Below are 16,601 nucleotides of genomic sequence, written 5' to 3' on the forward strand. Positions count from 1 at the left end.
AGGTCGGCGGGCGGTGCCGGCACCGCTCGTGAACACCCGCGCGGAAGGGTCCGAGCCGTCAACGGCTCGGACCCTTCGGGCAGTTCAGCTCCTTGCGCGCTTCAGCCCTTCACGCAGACGACCTGCTTCAGCTTCGCCACGACCTCCACGAGGTCGCGCTGCTGCTCGATGACCTGCTCGATCGGCTTGTAGGCGCCCGGGATCTCGTCCACGACGCCGGAGTCCTTGCGGCACTCCACGCCCTGCGTCTGGTCCTCCAGGTCCTTCGTCGAGAAGCGGCGCTTCGCCGCGTTGCGGCTCATGCGCCGACCCGCGCCGTGCGAGGCCGAGTTGAAGGACATCTCGTTGCCGAGGCCCTTCACGATGTACGACCCGGTCCCCATCGAGCCCGGGATGATGCCGAACTCGCCGGCCCGCGCGCTGATGGCCCCCTTGCGGGTGACGAGCAGGTCCATGCCTTCGTACCGCTCGACGTTCACGTAGTTGTGATGGCAGGAGATCTCCGACTCGAAGGCAGGCTTCGCCTTCTTGAACTCCTTGCGGACCACGTCCTTCAGGAGCGCCATCATGAGCGTGCGGTTGTGCTTCGCGTACTCCTGGGCCCAGAACAGGTCGTTGCGGTACGCCGCCATCTGGGGCGTGTCCGCGACGAAGACGGCGAGGTCACGGTCGACCAGCCCCTGGTTGTGCGGGAGCTTCTGGGCGACACCGATGTGGTGCTCGGCCAGCTCCTTGCCGATGTTCCGCGACCCGGAGTGCAGCATCAGCCAGACAGAACCGGTCGAATCCGTGCAAACTTCTACAAAGTGGTTGCCTGATCCGAGCGTTCCCATCTGCTTGATGGCCCGATCCTGACGGAACTTGACCGCTTCAGCGACTCCGTCGAACCGCCCCCAGAAGTCGTCCCACCCGGCGGTGGCCAGGCCGTGGAAGCCGTTCGGGGTGACCGGGGAATCGTGCATCCCGCGGCCCACCGGGATCGCCTCCTCGATCTTCGAGCGGAGTCGCGAGAGGTCGCCCGGCAGGTCGTTGGCGGTGAGCGAGGTGCGGACCGCCGACATTCCGCAGCCGATGTCGACACCCACCGCCGCCGGGCACACCGCGTCCCGCATCGCGATGACGGAGCCGACCGTCGCGCCCTTGCCGTAGTGAACGTCCGGCATGACGGCGAGCCCCTTGATCCAGGGCAGGGTCGCCACGTTCTGGAGCTGGCGGAGTGCGACGTCCTCGACCGAGGCCGGGTCGGCCCACATACGGATGGGAACCTTCGCCCCCGGCACCTCCACGTACGACATATCGTCCTCGATCCCCAGAAAAACAACAGAAGTCTTAAATCGCAAAACCGGCGCCTAGGTCGACGTATGGGACAACGGACCGGCGTCCACGGCTGTGCGTGCGATACACATTGTCTCCAGGGGTCGCCCCCGTGCGGCAACCCAATAACCACAGGACACCCGGGCCGAAGCGCCGTCGGGACCGTCGAGAGGAGCCTGACCGTGCAGCGGAAGGCGTACGTATCTGGCGCCGCCGTGCTCCTCGCGGCATTGCTGGCGGGCTGCACGAGCGGTTCGGGCGTGGGGAGTTCGGCCCCGGACTCCAAGGGCGGCGACATCGGCACGACGGCCCCGGTAGCCCAGCCGGGCAGGTACCGCACCCTCCCGGAGGCGTGCGGCGCGGCCGATCACGACACGCTCGACACGCTGCTGCCCGGCATCCAGCAGATCGCCGACGTGGCGCAGCAGGAGAAGGAGTACGAGGGCGACGCCACGCTCACGTACGACACGGACCGGCGTGACGGCTGCAACTGGAAGGTGGAGTCCGCCTCCGGCACCGATCACCTCTTCGTCGACTTCGAGCGCGTGGTCTCGTACGACAACGCGGTGAGCGACGAGAGCAAGGCGGAGGAGCTGTACGCCACCAAGCGGACGGCGGCCGACCTTCCGGAGCCGGCCGCGTCCACGTCCGCCCCCGCTTCGGGCGACGCCGGCCCTGTTCCGAGTGCGAGCAGCGGTGTCGGCACCCCCGCCGACGGCAGCACCGGTGCCGACGGCGACAACGGCGCCGCCTCCGGCGCCCCTTCCGCCCCCACCGGCTCCGCCTCCGCCTCGCAGACCCCGGCCGATCTCCAGCCGCGCGTCCTCGACGATCTAGGCGACGAGGCGTTCATCGACGACAAGCTGAGCACCGGCCCGTCGACGTCTCACCAGCGCACGGTGACTGTGGTGTTCCGCACGTCGAACGTGATCGTGACGATCGAATACGCCGAGCAGCCGACGGCTTCCGCGAACACCCCGGACAGCAAGGAAATGCAGGACAGGGCGCGGAAACTGGCCCGGAAGCTGTCCGGCCAGCTCAACGGCTAGCGCCCCCGCGGCACCTGGGGCGCCCCGGCGCAAACCCCCCGAACGGGAACCGCCCAGGCGCCCCACCGCGTACCGTGACCCCTCGGACCCGACCGGTCGCACGCCCCACGTGCGCCCGTACCACGAGCGCCACGAGTGAAGGAACCATGCACCGACCAGTACAGCGAGTAGGCCGAGCACCGCGACTCACCCGCATCCTCGTCAGCGCAGCCGCCGTCCCGGTGGCGCTCGTCGCCGCGGGCTGTTCCTCGGACTCCGGCTCCGGTGGCGACGCGCAGAAGAGCGCGAGCGCGGCCCCGGGACCGACGGTGTCCGCGAGCGCCTCGGCCCCCGCCGTCCGGCCGGCCGCGTACGCGAAGCTTCCCAAGCCGTGCTCGGTGCTGCCGAAGAAGACACTGGACGAACTGGTCCCGAAGGGCCCCAAGTCGGGCAAGTCGGGTGGATCGGACGACCCGGCGCAGCGCGGCAACTGCAACTGGAGCAGCCTCGACAACAACGGGGTGAAGGGCTCCCAGTTCCGCTGGCTCAACGTGGCCCTGCTCCGTTTCGATTCGGACGCGCGCGGCACGGGCAACGAGCAGGCGCACGAGTACTTCCAGAAGCAGGTCGCGGGCGCGCTGTCGGTGACGGGCGCGCTGGACTCGAAGTCGGCGCCGGTCGCCGGGACGGGCGCCGAGGCGACGGCCGTACGGTACGGCCTGAAGAAGAAGGAAGGCTCCTTCAAGCAGCAGACGATCGTGGCGCGCGTGGAGAACGTGGTCGTCACGCTCGACTACAACGGTGCCGGTCTCGCGGGTGAGAAGACCCCGGACGCGGCCGGCCTGCTGAAGGCCGCCGAGAAGGCCGCCAAGGAGGCGGTGGCCGCGGTGTCCGCCGCGAACAAGGACGGTGGCGCGTCCGGCGCCGCGTCGCCCGATCCCGCCTCCTCGTCGAAGGCGCCGTCCGGTTCCGGGGCCCCGTCGGCCTCGCCGTCCGGAAGCGCCGCCAAGGGCACGTCCAAGACCGCCGACAAGGCCGGCTCCGGGAGCGCTTCGCCTTCCAAGTCGGCGGCAAAGAAGAACTGACCCGGTTACGACCGGTTCCGGGGCTCGATTCATAGCTCCGACAGGACAGTTGAGGGGGTCCGGTTCCCTCGGGGACCGGGGCTCCACCCATACCGCGCATCCGTATGCCACACACATGTGCCACTCTGTTGCGCGCAACAACACGCAAGGGGAGGGGAGTACAGGTGGCCGCGCCCATACAGCTGACACGGATGCACAAGATTCTCATCGGCGTGGTCGTCGCCGGTGCGCTCGTCATCGCCGGAATCGGCTTCGCCGGTTCGTACGCGGCGGTCCGTGAGCTGGCGATCAAGAAGGGCTTCGGGAACTTCTCGTACGTCTTCCCGATCGGCATCGACGCGGGTATCTGCGTCCTGCTCGCTCTGGACCTGCTGCTGACCTGGATCCGCATCCCGTTCCCCCTGCTGCGCCAGACCGCGTGGGTGCTGACGGTGGCGACGATCGCGTTCAACGGCGCGGCGGCCTGGCCGGACCCGCTGGGTGTCGGCATGCACGCCGTCATCCCGGTCCTGTTCGTGGTCTCGGTCGAGGCGGCCCGGCACGCGACCGGCCGAATAGCCGACATCACCGCCGACAAGCACATGGAGGGCGTCCGCCTCACCCGCTGGCTGCTCTCCCCGGTCCCCACGTTCCTGCTGTGGCGCCGGATGAAGCTGTGGGAACTGCGCTCCTACGAGCAGGTCATCAAGCTGGAGCAGGAACGTCTCGTCTACCAGGCCCGCCTGAACTCCCGCTTCGGCCGCGCCTGGCGCCGCAAGGCCCCCGTGGAGTCCCTGATGCCGCTGCGCCTGGCGCGCTACGGCATCCCCCTGTCGGAGACGGCCCCGGCAGGTCTGGCGGCGGCGGGCATCGAGCCCGCGCTGCTGCCACCGGCGCCCGCGCCGGCTCAGGCGTCCGTCCCGGTCGTGGCCGGCCCGGGGCCCGAGCACCGGGAGCTGGAGCCCAACGGCGGCGGACGCCGACAGTCGCCCGAGGACGCTCAGCGGGGCCGGTACGAGGGCCCGTACCCGGATGAGTACGAGGACCGGCGCCAGGGCCAGTACCGGGGTCAGGCGGAGGAGCCGGTCAGGAGCCCGTGGTTCGCCGCCCCCGATCCCCAGGAGATCCCGTACGACGGCGGCTACGACCCGTCGTTCGCGCAGGAGGAGCAGTACCAGCAGTGGTACGCCGAGCAGGAGTCGCAGGCGTACGAGCCCGGACCGGAGGAGACCGGCACTTTCCCTATCCCGGCGGGACCCGGCCGTACGCGCCAGCTGGGTGAGGGCGGCGGCCCGGAGCAGCTGCCCATCCCGTCCCCGCGCGAGGAGCAGTCTCCGCTGGCCGACGAGAAGTCCCGCGAGGAGAGCTTCTACCAGGTGTTCCGCCAGTCGATAATGCCTGGCCAGGGTCTGCCGACCAAGGGTGAGTTCGGCGGCAACGTCGAGGCCACGTACGGGGTCACCCTCACGGACAGCGAGCTGAGGCGCTACATGGGCCGCTTCCAGAACCGCTTCAACGCGGAGCTGGAGGAGAACCACATCGCGTAGGCATGCCACGCGGGAGCGTGTGAGTGTCCGCGGTTGCGGTGAGTACGAGGAAGGGGCCCCCGGTGATTACCGGGGGCCCCTTCCTCGTACTCACCGCAACCGTGTGCGGTTACGCGCTGAGCAGCTTGCGCACCCGGTCCTGCCCGACGGCGAGCAGCAGCGTGGGCAGGCGCGGCCCGGTGTCGCGACCGACGAGCAGGTGGTAGAGCCGGGCGAAGAAGGTGCGCTGGGCGACCTTGATCTCGGCGGGGAGTTCCTTGGCGGTGGCGTCGGCGGAGAAGCCCGCCTGGACCTTGGGAACTCCGTAGACGAGGTGGCTGAGGCCGTCCAGGGACCAGTTCGCCTCCAGCCCTTCGAGGAGCAGGCGCAGTGACTCGCGGCCCTGGTCGTCGAGGGACTTCAGCAGCTCGACGTCGGGTTCCTCGCGCACGACGGTGCGCTCCTCGGCGGGGACCTGGGTGTTGATCCAGGTCTCGGCCTTGTCGAGGCGGGGGCGGACCTCGTCGAGGGAGGCGAGCGGGTTCTCGGGGTCGAGTTCGCTCAGGATGCGCAGGGTCTGGTCCTCGGCGCCGGCGGTGATGTCGGCGACGGAGGCGAGGGTGCGGTACGCCATCGGGCGGGGGGTCCTGGGCAGGTCCCCGGCGGCGGTGCCGACGGCGCGGGTGTACGCGGCGGCGTCGGCCGGCAGGACCGAGCCGTCGGCGACCTTGCCGGCGAGCTTGTCCCACTCGTCGTAGAGCCGCTGGATCTCCTGGTCGAAGGCGATCTTGAACGACTGGTTGGGACGGCGGCGGGCGTACAGCCAGCGCAGCAGCTGCGGCTCCATGATCTGGAGCGCGTCGGACGCGGTCGGGACCCCGCCCTTACTGCTGGACATCTTGGCCATGCCGGAGATGCCGACGAAGGCGTACATCGGGCCGATGGGCTGCTTGCCGCCGAAGATCCCGACGATCTGCCCGCCGACCTGGAAGGAGGATCCCGGGGAGGAGTGGTCGACGCCGCTCGGCTCGAAGATCACGCCTTCGTAGGCCCAGCGCATGGGCCAGTCGACCTTCCAGACCAGCTTGCCGCGGTTGAACTCGCTGAGCAGGACGGTCTCGGCGAAGCCGCAGGCGGAGCAGGTGTACGCCAGCTCGGTCGTCGTGTCGTCGTAGGCCGTGACGGTGGTCAGGTCCTTCTCGCACTGCCCGCAGTAGGGCTTGTACGGGTAGTACCCGGAGGTGGAGCTGCCGTCGTCCTCGGCGGCGGCGCCGGAGCCCTCGGCCGCTTCGAGCTCGGCCTCGTCGACCGGCTTCTGGCCCTGCTGCTTCTTGGCGGGGGCCTTCTTGGTGCGGTACTGGTCGAGGATCGCGTCGATGTCGCCGCGGTGCTTCATCGCGAACAGGACCTGCTCGCGGTAGGTGCCCGTGGTGTACTGCTCGGTCTGGCTGATCCCGTCGTACTCGACGCCGAGCTCGGCCAGGGCCTCGGTCATGGCGGCCTTGAAGTGCTCGGCCCAGTTCGGGTACGCGGAGCCGGCGGGGGCCGGGACGGAGGTCAGCGGCTTGCCGATGTGCTCGGCCCACGAGTCGTCGACGCCCGGGATGCCGAGGGGCACCTTGCGGTAGCGGTCGTAGTCGTCCCAGGAGATCAGGTGGCGCACGGTGTGCCCGCGGCGGCGGATCTCGTCGGCGACGAGGTGCGGGGTCATGACCTCGCGGAGGTTGCCGAGGTGGATCGGGCCGGAGGGGGAGAGACCGGACGCCACGACGACCGGTTCGCCCGGGGCCCGACGCTCCGACTCCTCGATGACCTCATCCGCGAAACGGGAGACCCAGTCGGTGGTCTCGGTGCTCTGAGCCACGATCGGCACGTCCTTCTTCCTCATACACGAGTACGGCTGACGCGCCCATTCTCCCAGCTCGGCCCCGAAGAGCGAAAACGGCTTTTCACCGCGTGGGATACTGGCTTTCCTTGTACTCGGAGTCTCCGTATTTCAGAGTCTCCGTCTTCAGAGTCTCCGGAACCCGAGCAGAAACGGCAGCCACTCCATGGCCTCGGTCACGTCCCTCACCGCTTCCGTCCATCAGCGCCTCGCGGACGCCCTCTCGGCAGCCCTGCCGGAGGCCGGTTCCGCGGACCCGCTGCTGCGCCGAAGCGACCGGGCCGACTTCCAGGCCAACGGGATCCTGGCCCTCGCCAAGAAGGCGAAGGCGAACCCGCGCGAGCTGGCGACGCAGGTCGTGTCCCGGGTCGAGTCGGGTGACGTGATCAAGGACATCGAGGTCTCCGGGCCCGGCTTCCTGAACATCACGGTCACCGACCGGGCGATCGTCGCGAACCTGGCGGAGCGGTACGCGGACGGCGCGCGCCTCGGGGTGCCCGTCGCGGAGCACCCGGGCACGACGGTGATCGACTACGCGCAGCCGAACGTGGCGAAGGAGATGCACGTCGGCCATCTGCGGTCCGCGGTGATCGGCGACGCGGTGGTCCAGATCCTGGAGTTCACCGGCGAGAGCGTGGTCCGGCGCCACCACATCGGCGACTGGGGCACCCAGTTCGGCATGCTCATCCAGTACCTGATCGAGCACCCGCACGAGCTGGACCACAAGGGCGGCGAGGTCTCCGGCGAGGAGGCCATGTCGAACCTAAACCGGCTCTACAAGGCGGCGCGGACCGTCTTCGACTCCGACGAGGAGTTCAAGACGCGGGCGCGGCGCCGGGTGGTGGACCTCCAGGCGGGTGAGCCCGAGACGCTGGCCATGTGGCAGAAGTTCGTGGACGAGTCGAAGATCTACTTCTACTCGGTCTTCGACAAGCTGGACATGGAGATCCGCGACGCCGACGTGGTGGGCGAGTCCGGCTACAACGACATGCTGGACGAGACGTGCCGCCTCCTGGAGGAGTCGGGCGTGGCGGTCCGGTCGGACGGCGCGCTCTGCGTGTTCTTCGACGACGTGAAGGGCCCGGACGGCAACCCGGTCCCGCTGATCGTGAAGAAGTCGGACGGCGGCTACGGCTACGCGGCCACCGATCTCTCCGCGATCCGCGACCGTGTCGTCAACCTGAAGGCCGACAGCCTGATCTACGTGGTGGACGCCCGGCAGTCCCTGCACTTCAAGATGGTCTTCGAGACCGCTCGCAGGGCCGGCTGGCTGAACGACGACGTCAAGGCCCACCAGCTCGCCTTCGGCACGGTGCTGGGCAAGGACGGCAAGCCGTTCAAGACGCGTGAGGGCGAGACGGTCCGGCTGGTCGACCTCCTCGACGAGGCGGTCGAGCGGGCCACGGCCGTCGTGCGGGAGAAGGCCGAGAAGGTGGGCCTGACCGAGCAGGAGATCGTGGAGAACGGCCGGTACGTCGGCATCGGCGCCGTGAAGTACGCGGACCTGTCCACCTCCGCCGTCCGGGACTACAAGTTCGACCTGGACCAGATGGTCTCGCTGAACGGCGACACCTCCGTGTACCTCCAGTACGCGTACGCCCGTATCCGGTCGATCTTCGGAAAGGCGGGCGACCGTACGCCGGTTGCCCACCCGGAGCTCGAACTGGCCCCGGCGGAGCGGGCGCTCGGTCTGCACCTGGACCGCTTCGGCGAGACGCTGGACGAGGTCGCCGCCGAGTACGCCCCGCACAAGCTGGCGGCGTACCTGTACCAACTGGCCTCGATCCTCACGACGTTCTACGACCAGTGCCCGGTCATCAAGCCGGCGCCGCCGCAGGAGATCGCGGAGAACCGCCTGTTCCTCTGCGACCTGACCGCCCGCACGCTGCACCAGGGCATGTCGCTGCTGGGCATCAGGACGCCCGAGCGGCTCTGACGGCACCCGTTGCCGGGCTCGGCCCGGAGAGACGAGGGGACGGCCCCGGCGGAACGGCGTTTGCCGTTCCGCCGGGGCCGTCCCGCTGTCAGGCGTAGTAGTGGATGGTGCCCCGCAGCGCGGCGGTTCCGCCCTCGCAGTGCTGGACGAACGTCGCCGCGAAGGCCTTCACGGTGCCGTCGTCGTTCAACGCCATTTTGCTGACCGTGAGTTCACCGGTGCTGCTGTTGCAGCCACGGCCGTTTCCGCCCATGTCGAGCCCGGCGACGCCCGGTCCGCGGAAGCGCTCCGTGGCGTAGGTGCTCCCGGCCTTGAGCTGCTCACCGGTGGGCGCGCTGATGGCCGCGGACCAGTCCTCCCGCTTGCCGGAGACGCCGTACCGGATGCCGTCGCCGGTCCCGCTGAGCGAGAACGTACTGGTGGAGCCGGTGTGGGTCTGACTCACGCCCTGCCCGATGTAGTCCCCGGCGTCGCTGGTGTACGCGTAGGACAGCGGATAGGCGAGGTACTTGACGACACCCTTGAGAGCCGGGGCGGTCGCGCTCTCACAGTGCTGGGTGTACGTGGCGTCCAGGAGGGTGATCGCGCCGGAGGCGTCCGTCTCGATCTGGTTGACCGAGAACTGCCCGTACACCTCGTTGCAGCCGCGCCCGTCTCCGGAGACGTCGAGGCCCGGGGAGCGTCCGGTGCGGAACGGGGCCCGCTCAGCGTTCCGGTAGATGCCGGGGTGGAGCTTCTCCCCCTGCGGCGCGGCGAGTTCGACGTCCCACCAGGTGCTGCCGGTGGACACCCGGAAGCGCGCGTCCTCCGCGGAGCCGCCCGCGCTGATCGTGGCCGTATTCGGCGTGTACGCGACGCTGAGCCCCTGGCCGATGTAGTCGCCGGGCTGGCTGGTGTGGCTGTACTTGGTCACGGCCGCGGGTGTGCCGGTCGCCGCCGCCGCGGGTGCGGCCTGAGCCATGGTGAGACCGATCGTCGCGGTCAGACCCGCGAGGACGCCGGTCAGAACGCGTCTCCATCCAGTACTTCCGGGCACGGATGCCTCCCCCTCGATGAGAACGGGCGCCCGTCCGAGCACCCGTGCCCCACAAGTAACCAGGGTTGGCCCCCGGCCGTCGAACCAATTCCCCTCACCATCAACTCCTTTCAGCCGCAAGGAAGTTGGGCCACGGTGGACATCCGCACGTTGGTCGCGAGCTCACTCGCGCACAGCAGCCGCGTTCACCGCCGCCCGTCGGGACCGGTCCACCCCGTTGTCAGTGCCGACCCCTACAGTCACCGGCATGGCGACTCTTCCCAATCCGCTTCCGCGGCTCACGGCAGACCCGAGCGGGCACACGCTCGGACTCGAACTCCCGCCCGGGAGACTGATCGACGCTGGGGGTGACTCCCACACCCTTGGGGCAGTGGGGGAGAACGACGGCTGGCACGAGCCGTTGCTGTGGCACGCCGAGGACCGGGCGGCCCCCGAGTCCTGGGCGGCGCTCGCCCCGGCCAGAGCCTCCGGTCTGCTGCCGGTGCTGGTGGACGTGGGCGGCCCGCAGAACGGCCCGGAGAACTGGGAGTTGATGCCCGAAGAGATGTCGTACGCCGGGGACCACGACGCCGACGAGGTGCTGGCCGACTTCTGGGAGCAGTACGCGGCGGACGAGCTCGACGGCGACCAGGAGTACGCGAGCAGGGAGGTCGTGGAGAGCCTCTTCGGCAAGCCGGAACCCTACGACGCGACGGTAGCGCCGTACGGTCCGACCTGGCCGGGCCTGGCCGCCGCCACGGCGCCGCAGACGGACCCGGACACCCGCGCCGCCGAGATCGCCGACGCCCTCACGGACCCCGGCTCATGGCTGAAGGAGCCGCGCCTCGCCCTCGTTCCGGCGCGCCGCAGCGCCGACATCCCGGCTGTGCTCGGCTGGGCGGGCCCGCTGAACCACGAGAACGACGTGGCGCGGCTGTGCTCCGTCCTCCGTTCCTGGGAGGACCGTTTCGGGATACGCGTGGTGGCCCTGACCTTCGACCAGTTGGTGGTGTCCGTCGCGGCGCCGCCGACGACCATGGCGGAGGCCGAGGCCGTCGCGGCGGAGCACTTCGCCTTCTGCCCGGACAACATCACCCAGGGCCACCACACGGCACTGCGCGAGTACGCCGAGCAGGAGGTGCTGAACGAACGGGTGTGGTCCTTCTGGTGGGACTGAGCCCCCGCCGACAGCCCCGGCAGCCCGGATCGGGAACTCGAACGGGGGCATCGGCGGACAACCGGTGCCCCTCCCCGGGGGCTTGGCCGGGACGGGGGCAACTCCTTCACGGCATCCAAGGTTTGACGCCCGTAGCGACGCGAGTCACGTCACCCAACGGCCAACAACCCAACTTCTGAAGGGACTTGGTCGCGCCCTTATCCCGCCGCGGAAGCCGGTACCCACTCGCTGCCGCCCAGCGGATGGTCGTACGCGGGCCGCCCCGTGTTCCCGCTCGTCCGGAACGGCTTGCCGTGGTCGTCGACGCGTACCGTGCCGCTCTTCGTCCCGCTGGACCAGTCGAGTTCCAGGTACCAGCTCACGTCGTGCGCCCGTGCGTCCGCGAACACGTAGAAGACCTCGGGGTCGGACTCGCTGACCTTGTACGGGAAGTCCCGCTGTCCGCCCTTGAGCGCGGTCACGGGCTGCCCCGCGTCGAGGTCCACGGTGAACGACTTCGTCTCGACACCTCCGCCACAGCCCACGCCCATCACGTAGTCGTTCCAAGCGAGCGGAACGTCCTTCCGCACCACCCGCACGTGCAGTGCTTCCACGACGACGGTCGCTCTGCCCGTGCCCTGCACCGTCAGGGCGAGCATCTGCTCCCCGCTCGCGACCCCGCCGAGCGCGGTGACCCAGCCGCGCGCGTCCGACTCGTTCGGCGGCGGCGGCGGCACCTGCGGGGCATCCCGGTTCACCAGGTAGTGCTGGCTGCACGGGCTGTCCCACTTGTACGCGTCGGCGACGACGGCCGGTGCGCCGGCGCCGTCCTCCGCCGCGCGGTCTCCGGCCGCGCTGTCCTGCGGGACGGGTCCGCCGATCGACGAGACGGACGCCTCGGGACTGCCGCCGTGCGAGGGGGACGACGAGGCCGATCCCTTATGGGCGTCGGGCGTCGCGCGCGGGCCCTGCGTGCCCCGGGTCCCCTCAGTCCGCGGCACGCCGAGGGCGACGGCCTCTCCCTTGGAGTCGTCGCCACCTCCGCCCGACCCGAAGTGAACGGCCAGTGTGGTGGACACGATCGCGGCCACCACGGCGCCACCGACACCGGCGAGCAGCACGGCCCGCCGACTCCGCTTCACCGGCACCGGCTCCGGTAACGGCACCGGCCCCGAAGCCACGGCCTCCCGTGTCTCCCGTGTCGCCCGCGTCACCCGCGTCACGGAACCGGGCAGGCTGCGGACTCCCGCGACACCCGGCCCGGAGTCCGCCTCCGCGCTCCCGCCGACCGGCTCGTCCCCGTCGCCGTCCCCGTCCCCGCCGTCGCCGCCGTCCCCGTCTCCTTCCGCGGCCTTCGCTGTCACCGTTGCCGGTCCAGCCGCCGCCGCGGCTACGGCTGCCGCTCCTGACACGGCCCCGGCACCCGGGGCCTTCTGCCTGCGCAGCGCGTCCGCGAGGACCCAGCTCCGGTGCAGCTCGATCAGCTCCTCCGGAGTCGCACGGCACATACGCGCGAGACGCTCCACGGGCGCGTAATCCGTCGGTACGGCATCCCCGTTGACGTACCGGTGCAACGTGGACGTACTCACGTGCAGCCGTTTGGCGAGCGCTCCGTAGCTGAGCCCGGACCGTGCCTTCAGCTCCCGCAGTAGTCCCGTGAACTCGTCCCCCGCCACCGTTCCTCCATCCCCCGCGTCCCGGACCGCGTTCCAGGGCGACACTGTTTTCCCAGCTCAGACCCTGCGCGAACGTTCCGGCGTCCCAAATACCCCGGCGATGGTGGCGGCCAGGACGGAACACCGCACAAGCTTCGGTCATCCAAGCACGCCGCTCCCGCCGACCGGTCGAGCGGTTGACCCATCAGCGACACCCCAGGGGGATCACCATGTCCGCACGCACCACCCGTACCGCCCGGACCGCCCGCACCCGCTTCCTCGCCGCCACGGCGGTCGCACTCGCCGCGCTCACCCTCACGGCGTGCAACGACGGCGACGGCGTACGCGGCGAGGGCCCGTCCGACACCTCCGCTTCCTCTGCGCAGCCGAGCGGACCGGCAGCCGACGCGAGCACGACGGCGAAGCCCGCGGGAGGCGGCACCGCGGGCTCGACGGGCAGTTCGACGGGCGGCTCGAAGGGCACGTCCACCGCCGCCGCCTCCACGCAGGGCTCCGGCAAGAAGAACGGCACCGGCTCCAAGACCGGCTCCACCGGGCGGACCGGCACCAGGAACGTCGCCTGCGAAGGCTCCACGACGAAGACCACCGCGACCGTGGTGTCCCGTCCGCTCAACCACCTGCTGCTCACCGTCACCAACACCGGTACGGGGAACTGCGACCTGACGGGCTATCCGATCGCCCGCTTCGGCGAGGCCCAGTCCGTCCCGCCGGTCGCGGAGCAGACGCACCCGCAGGCGGTCGTGACCCTCGCTCCCGGCGAGTCCGGCTACGCGGGCGTGCTGCTGTCGGCCGCCGACGGCAGCGGGGGCAACGGCTACACGGCCAAGACCCTGGAGATCGGCTTCGCCAAGGGCCGCGGCGCGACCCCGGCCCTGCCCGCGAAGGGCGTCTACGTCGACGACAAGCTCACGGTGACGTACTGGCAGCAGAACTTGGACGACGCGCTCGCGTACTGAGCGGGGCGCCGCCCCGATCGAGGCCGCCGGAACCGGCCGCACCGACCGCCGGTCGGCTAGCGCAGGTTCCGCGCGACCTCGGTCGCCCAGTACGTGAGGATGTTCTGCGCGCCGGCGCGCTTGATGCCGGTCAGGGACTCCAGGATCGCCCGGTCGCGGTCGATCCAGCCCTTCTCGGCGGCGGCCTCGATCATCGAGTACTCGCCGGAGATCTGGTAGGCGACGACCGGCACGTCGGACGCGTCGGCGACGCGGGCGAGGATGTCGAGGTAGGGACCGGCGGGCTTCACCATCACCATGTCGGCGCCCTCCTCCAGGTCGAGCGCCAACTCCCGCAGGGACTCCCGCGCGTTCGCCGGGTCCTGCTGGTACGTCTTGCGGTCGCCCTTCAGGGACGAGCCGACGGCCTCCCGGAACGGGCCGTAGAAGGCGGAGGCGTACTTGGCGGTGTAGGCGAGGATCGCCACGTCCTCGCGGCCGATCTGGTCGAGCGCGTCACGGACGACACCGATCTGACCGTCCATCATCCCGCTGGGCCCGACCACATGGGCGCCCGCGTCGGCCTGCACCTGCGCCATCTCGGCGTACCGCTCCAAGGTCGCGTCGTTGTCGACCCGGCCCTGCTCGTCCAGGACACCGCAGTGCCCGTGGTCGGTGGTCTCGTCCAGGCACAGGTCGGACATCACGAGCAGTTCGTCGCCGACCTCGGCGCGGACGTCGCGCAGGGCGACCTGCAGGATCCCGTCCGGGTCGGTGCCGGGCGTCCCGACGGCGTCCTTCTTCGCCTCCTCGGGAACCCCGAAGAGCATGATCCCGGAGACCCCGGCCTCCAGCGCCTCCACGGCCGCCTTCCTCAGGCTGTCCCGCGTGTGCTGCACGACCCCGGGCATCGAGCCGATCGGCACCGGCTCGCTCACACCCTCGCGGACGAACGCGGGGAGGATGAAGTCGGCCGGGTGCAGCCGGGTCTCTGCGACCATCCGGCGCATGACGGGCGTGGTGCGCAGCCGCCGCGGACGCGTACCGGGGAAGGATCCGTACTTCGTCATGCCGTCTACGCTACGCCCGTCACGGAGGCATCTTTACCGACTCGGCGTCGGAGCCCGACGGACCCCGGCCGGGTCGGAAGACTCAGGCGAGGGCATGGGCGGATGCCGGATCCACGGGAGCTTCGCCGGGTCGGGTGGCGCGGCAGTCGCGGCACCATGCTCCGTGGAACGGCGCCCTGAAGGCCCTGTTGCAGCCTCCGTCGCAGTCCGCCATGGCGGATGGATGAGGCGGCTGCCGATTCAGGAGCGGCCCGCCCTCTCCGGTCCCGGGAAGCGACGGCAGTGCCGGTGGGAGCGAATCCAGCAGGCGGTTGCGGAGGAAACCGGCCGGGTTCCGCACATGGAGCGGAAGGTCGTCGGTCAGGGCGTGGATCACCGACGCTCTACCAAGACCGTTCTCGAACCAGGCGACGACCAGGAGAGCCAGCCGCCGCACCTCCCGCCCGGACAGCGTCAGCCGGATGTCGGTCCGACGCAGCCCGGCGAGCAGCGCTTCGGCCTTGTCGCGGTGCTCGCCGGGCTGCCCCGACTCGGCGGCGGTCGGCTCGGGAGACTCGGCGGACTCGACCTCGGTGACCGGTCCGCCGACGTGTGCGGCGTCGGCTGCCACGACCGGCTCGGGCACGGCGTCACAGGGGAGGCCGCCGGAGGGGGAACCGCCGGGGAAGGCGGGGTCCAGGACCGCGAGGTCCGTGATCGTCGGGACCTCCGGGGCGGCAGCCGTTTCCGGCTCTCCCTCCCGCCGGGCGCGGGTGAGCGAGGGGGCGTGGAAGGCGTACGTACGCGTGACCATCTGCCCGGAGGGGAGCCGTTCCCGGACCCGCTCGACATAGCCGCGCGCCTCCAACTCCCGCAGCGCGCAGCCGATCCGGGCCCGCCCCTCGGGGAACCGCTCGGCGAGGCTGCGGATGTCGACCCGCGCGCCCTCGGGCAGCGACAGGATGTGCACGGCGATCCCGATCGCGGTCGCGGAGAGTCCCCGGTGCTGGGCGAGGTGGTTGCCGACGATCGTGTACCGGTCGGGCTGGTACTCACGTACGTGCGTGACACCGGAGTGGGTGGCGTTGCGCCGTACTCCCTGACTCGGGAGCAGGGCATCGATAAGCTTGGACACAGCCATGGGGAAGAGGTCTACTTCCTCGTTGGTCAGGCCCTCGCACTGGGATTGCCGTCCCGGCGGGGGCCGAAGCATGTGTGGGGATTTGACATCCTCCTCCTCTTGAAAGAGGGGGATTCCAACCCGAAGGGGTTGAGGTTCACGGGCGCTCGGACGGCCGGTGGCCGTTGTCGCCCCTCCGGCACCGGCTGAGCGCCGGGGGATCCCGCCCTGTCCTGCCGCGACGTGGAGTTGTGGATGTTGTCTGCGGCGAGCGTGCACGTCCGAACCGCCCGCGCGCCACCCGTACCGGCCGGTTTCACCCGCTCGGGTGACATGAGCGGGGTTTGGTTGGTTGGTCGGTTTCTTCCCCGAGTTCTTTGGTCTTTTACCGCCCGCCGCCCCGGCCGACCCGCCACCGAAATACGCGTCACCGGGCTCCGGTTCAGGCGTCACCGGCCAGGCCCGAGATCGAGTTCCGCCCACACCGTCTTGCACGGCACAGGACCCGACCGCACACCCCAGCGGTCCGCGAACTCCTCCACGATCAGCAGCCCGTAGCCCGACTCGGACCGCCTGTCGGCGCTGTCCCGCACCCGGGTGGGCCACCGCTCGCCCCGGGCGTCGGCGACCTCCACGCGCAGCGTCCGGGGAGCGAGGACGGACAGAGTGAGGCGGAAACTCCGGCCGGGGACGCGGCCGTGCAGGGCGGCGTTCGCGGCGAGTTCGGCGACGACGTGCCGGGCCGGGTCCAACGGCAGTCCCCAGTCGTGCAGTTGCTCGGCGGCGAGCAGCCGGGCGAGGCGGGCGCCGCGCCGGGTGGCGGAGAGCGGCACCGAGAAGTGGTGGAGCGGGGAGCGCGCAGTTCGCTGATTCACGTCACTCAGCGTGTTCTCCCGT

The 16,601-nt window shown here is 70.4% G+C and carries 13 protein-coding genes; 6 read left to right on the forward strand and 7 right to left on the reverse strand.

All coding sequences use genetic code 11. From position 1 onward, the window contains the following. Window positions 1-101: 101 nt before the first annotated feature. On the reverse strand, window positions 102-1,295 hold the full coding sequence (locus tag ACFYW8_RS29625) for an RtcB family protein (RefSeq protein WP_389083258.1): 1,194 nt from the start codon (window positions 1,293-1,295) through the stop codon (window positions 102-104). 201 nt (window positions 1,296-1,496) lie between these two features. Between ACFYW8_RS29625 and ACFYW8_RS29630 the strand changes: the two genes are divergently transcribed. From ACFYW8_RS29630 to ACFYW8_RS29640, 3 genes are all read left to right on the forward strand, one after another. Next, complete coding sequence (locus ACFYW8_RS29630; RefSeq protein ID WP_365878254.1) at window positions 1,497-2,363, forward strand: DUF3558 domain-containing protein; 867 nt, start codon at window positions 1,497-1,499, stop codon at window positions 2,361-2,363. A gap of 146 nt (window positions 2,364-2,509) precedes the next feature. After that, the gene (locus ACFYW8_RS29635) at window positions 2,510-3,427 is read left to right on the forward strand and encodes a DUF3558 family protein (RefSeq protein ID WP_389083264.1); all 918 of its coding nucleotides are present in this window, start codon (window positions 2,510-2,512) and stop codon (window positions 3,425-3,427) included. Window positions 3,428-3,591: 164 nt separating this feature from the next. Further along, window positions 3,592-4,953, forward strand: a complete 1,362-nt coding sequence (locus tag ACFYW8_RS29640) for a DUF2637 domain-containing protein (protein WP_389083269.1) — start codon at window positions 3,592-3,594, stop codon at window positions 4,951-4,953. A gap of 109 nt (window positions 4,954-5,062) precedes the next feature. On the opposite strand, the gene lysS is transcribed toward ACFYW8_RS29640, so the two are convergent. Continuing rightward, window positions 5,063-6,805 carry a lysine--tRNA ligase gene (gene lysS, locus ACFYW8_RS29645; RefSeq protein WP_389083274.1) on the reverse strand — a complete coding sequence of 581 codons (1,743 nt, stop codon included), beginning with the start codon at window positions 6,803-6,805 and terminating at the stop codon, window positions 5,063-5,065. A gap of 178 nt (window positions 6,806-6,983) precedes the next feature. Between lysS and argS the strand changes: the two genes are divergently transcribed. Next, on the forward strand, window positions 6,984-8,753 hold the full coding sequence (gene argS / locus ACFYW8_RS29650) for an arginine--tRNA ligase (RefSeq protein ID WP_389083279.1): 1,770 nt from the start codon (window positions 6,984-6,986) through the stop codon (window positions 8,751-8,753). Window positions 8,754-8,841: 88 nt separating this feature from the next. Here argS and ACFYW8_RS29655 read toward each other — a convergent pair whose 3' ends face one another. Further along, window positions 8,842-9,789 carry a hypothetical protein gene (locus tag ACFYW8_RS29655; RefSeq protein WP_389083283.1) on the reverse strand — a complete coding sequence of 316 codons (948 nt, stop codon included), beginning with the start codon at window positions 9,787-9,789 and terminating at the stop codon, window positions 8,842-8,844. A 247-nt stretch (window positions 9,790-10,036) separates the two neighbouring features. On the opposite strand from ACFYW8_RS29655, the gene ACFYW8_RS29660 reads away from it, so the two are divergent. Continuing rightward, window positions 10,037-10,945 carry a DUF4253 domain-containing protein gene (locus ACFYW8_RS29660; RefSeq protein WP_389083288.1) on the forward strand — a complete coding sequence of 303 codons (909 nt, stop codon included), beginning with the start codon at window positions 10,037-10,039 and terminating at the stop codon, window positions 10,943-10,945. A gap of 197 nt (window positions 10,946-11,142) precedes the next feature. Here ACFYW8_RS29660 and ACFYW8_RS29665 read toward each other — a convergent pair whose 3' ends face one another. Further along, window positions 11,143-12,600 (reverse strand): helix-turn-helix domain-containing protein, encoded by a 1,458-nt coding sequence (locus ACFYW8_RS29665; protein ID WP_389083293.1) that lies wholly within the window; start codon window positions 12,598-12,600, stop codon window positions 11,143-11,145. A 209-nt stretch (window positions 12,601-12,809) separates the two neighbouring features. Between ACFYW8_RS29665 and ACFYW8_RS29670 the strand changes: the two genes are divergently transcribed. After that, entirely contained in the window at window positions 12,810-13,556 is a 747-nt protein-coding gene (locus ACFYW8_RS29670; protein ID WP_389083299.1) for a DUF4232 domain-containing protein, read from the forward strand. Between the two features lie 56 nt (window positions 13,557-13,612). Here ACFYW8_RS29670 and hemB read toward each other — a convergent pair whose 3' ends face one another. From hemB to ACFYW8_RS29685, 3 genes are all read right to left on the reverse strand, one after another. Then, on the reverse strand, window positions 13,613-14,605 hold the full coding sequence (gene hemB, locus ACFYW8_RS29675) for a porphobilinogen synthase (protein ID WP_389083304.1): 993 nt from the start codon (window positions 14,603-14,605) through the stop codon (window positions 13,613-13,615). Between the two features lie 82 nt (window positions 14,606-14,687). Next, complete coding sequence (locus ACFYW8_RS29680; protein WP_389083309.1) at window positions 14,688-15,725, reverse strand: helix-turn-helix domain-containing protein; 1,038 nt, start codon at window positions 15,723-15,725, stop codon at window positions 14,688-14,690. A 428-nt stretch (window positions 15,726-16,153) separates the two neighbouring features. After that, a complete protein-coding gene (locus tag ACFYW8_RS29685; protein WP_389083418.1) occupies window positions 16,154-16,588 on the reverse strand; it encodes an ATP-binding protein in 435 nt (144 codons plus the stop codon). Window positions 16,589-16,601: the final 13 nt, after the last annotated feature.

Origin of the sequence: Streptomyces sp. NPDC002742, assembly GCF_042888885.1 — a bacterium.
Taxonomy (GTDB): Bacteria; Actinomycetota; Actinomycetes; order Streptomycetales; family Streptomycetaceae; genus Streptomyces.

Excerpts from the sequence above, each read along its gene's own strand:
- ACFYW8_RS29660 (WP_389083288.1), top strand. The coding sequence starts at position 10,037 with ATGGCGACTCTTCCCAATCCGCTTCCGCGGCTCACGGCAGACCCGAGC.
- ACFYW8_RS29680 (WP_389083309.1), bottom strand. The coding sequence starts at position 15,725 with ATGGCTGTGTCCAAGCTTATCGATGCCCTGCTCCCGAGTCAGGGAGTA.
- ACFYW8_RS29625 (WP_389083258.1), bottom strand. The coding sequence starts at position 1,295 with ATGTCGTACGTGGAGGTGCCGGGGGCGAAGGTTCCCATCCGTATGTGG.
- argS (WP_389083279.1), top strand. The coding sequence starts at position 6,984 with ATGGCCTCGGTCACGTCCCTCACCGCTTCCGTCCATCAGCGCCTCGCG.
- ACFYW8_RS29670 (WP_389083299.1), top strand. The coding sequence starts at position 12,810 with ATGTCCGCACGCACCACCCGTACCGCCCGGACCGCCCGCACCCGCTTC.
- hemB (WP_389083304.1), bottom strand. The coding sequence starts at position 14,605 with ATGACGAAGTACGGATCCTTCCCCGGTACGCGTCCGCGGCGGCTGCGC.
- ACFYW8_RS29635 (WP_389083264.1), top strand. The coding sequence starts at position 2,510 with ATGCACCGACCAGTACAGCGAGTAGGCCGAGCACCGCGACTCACCCGC.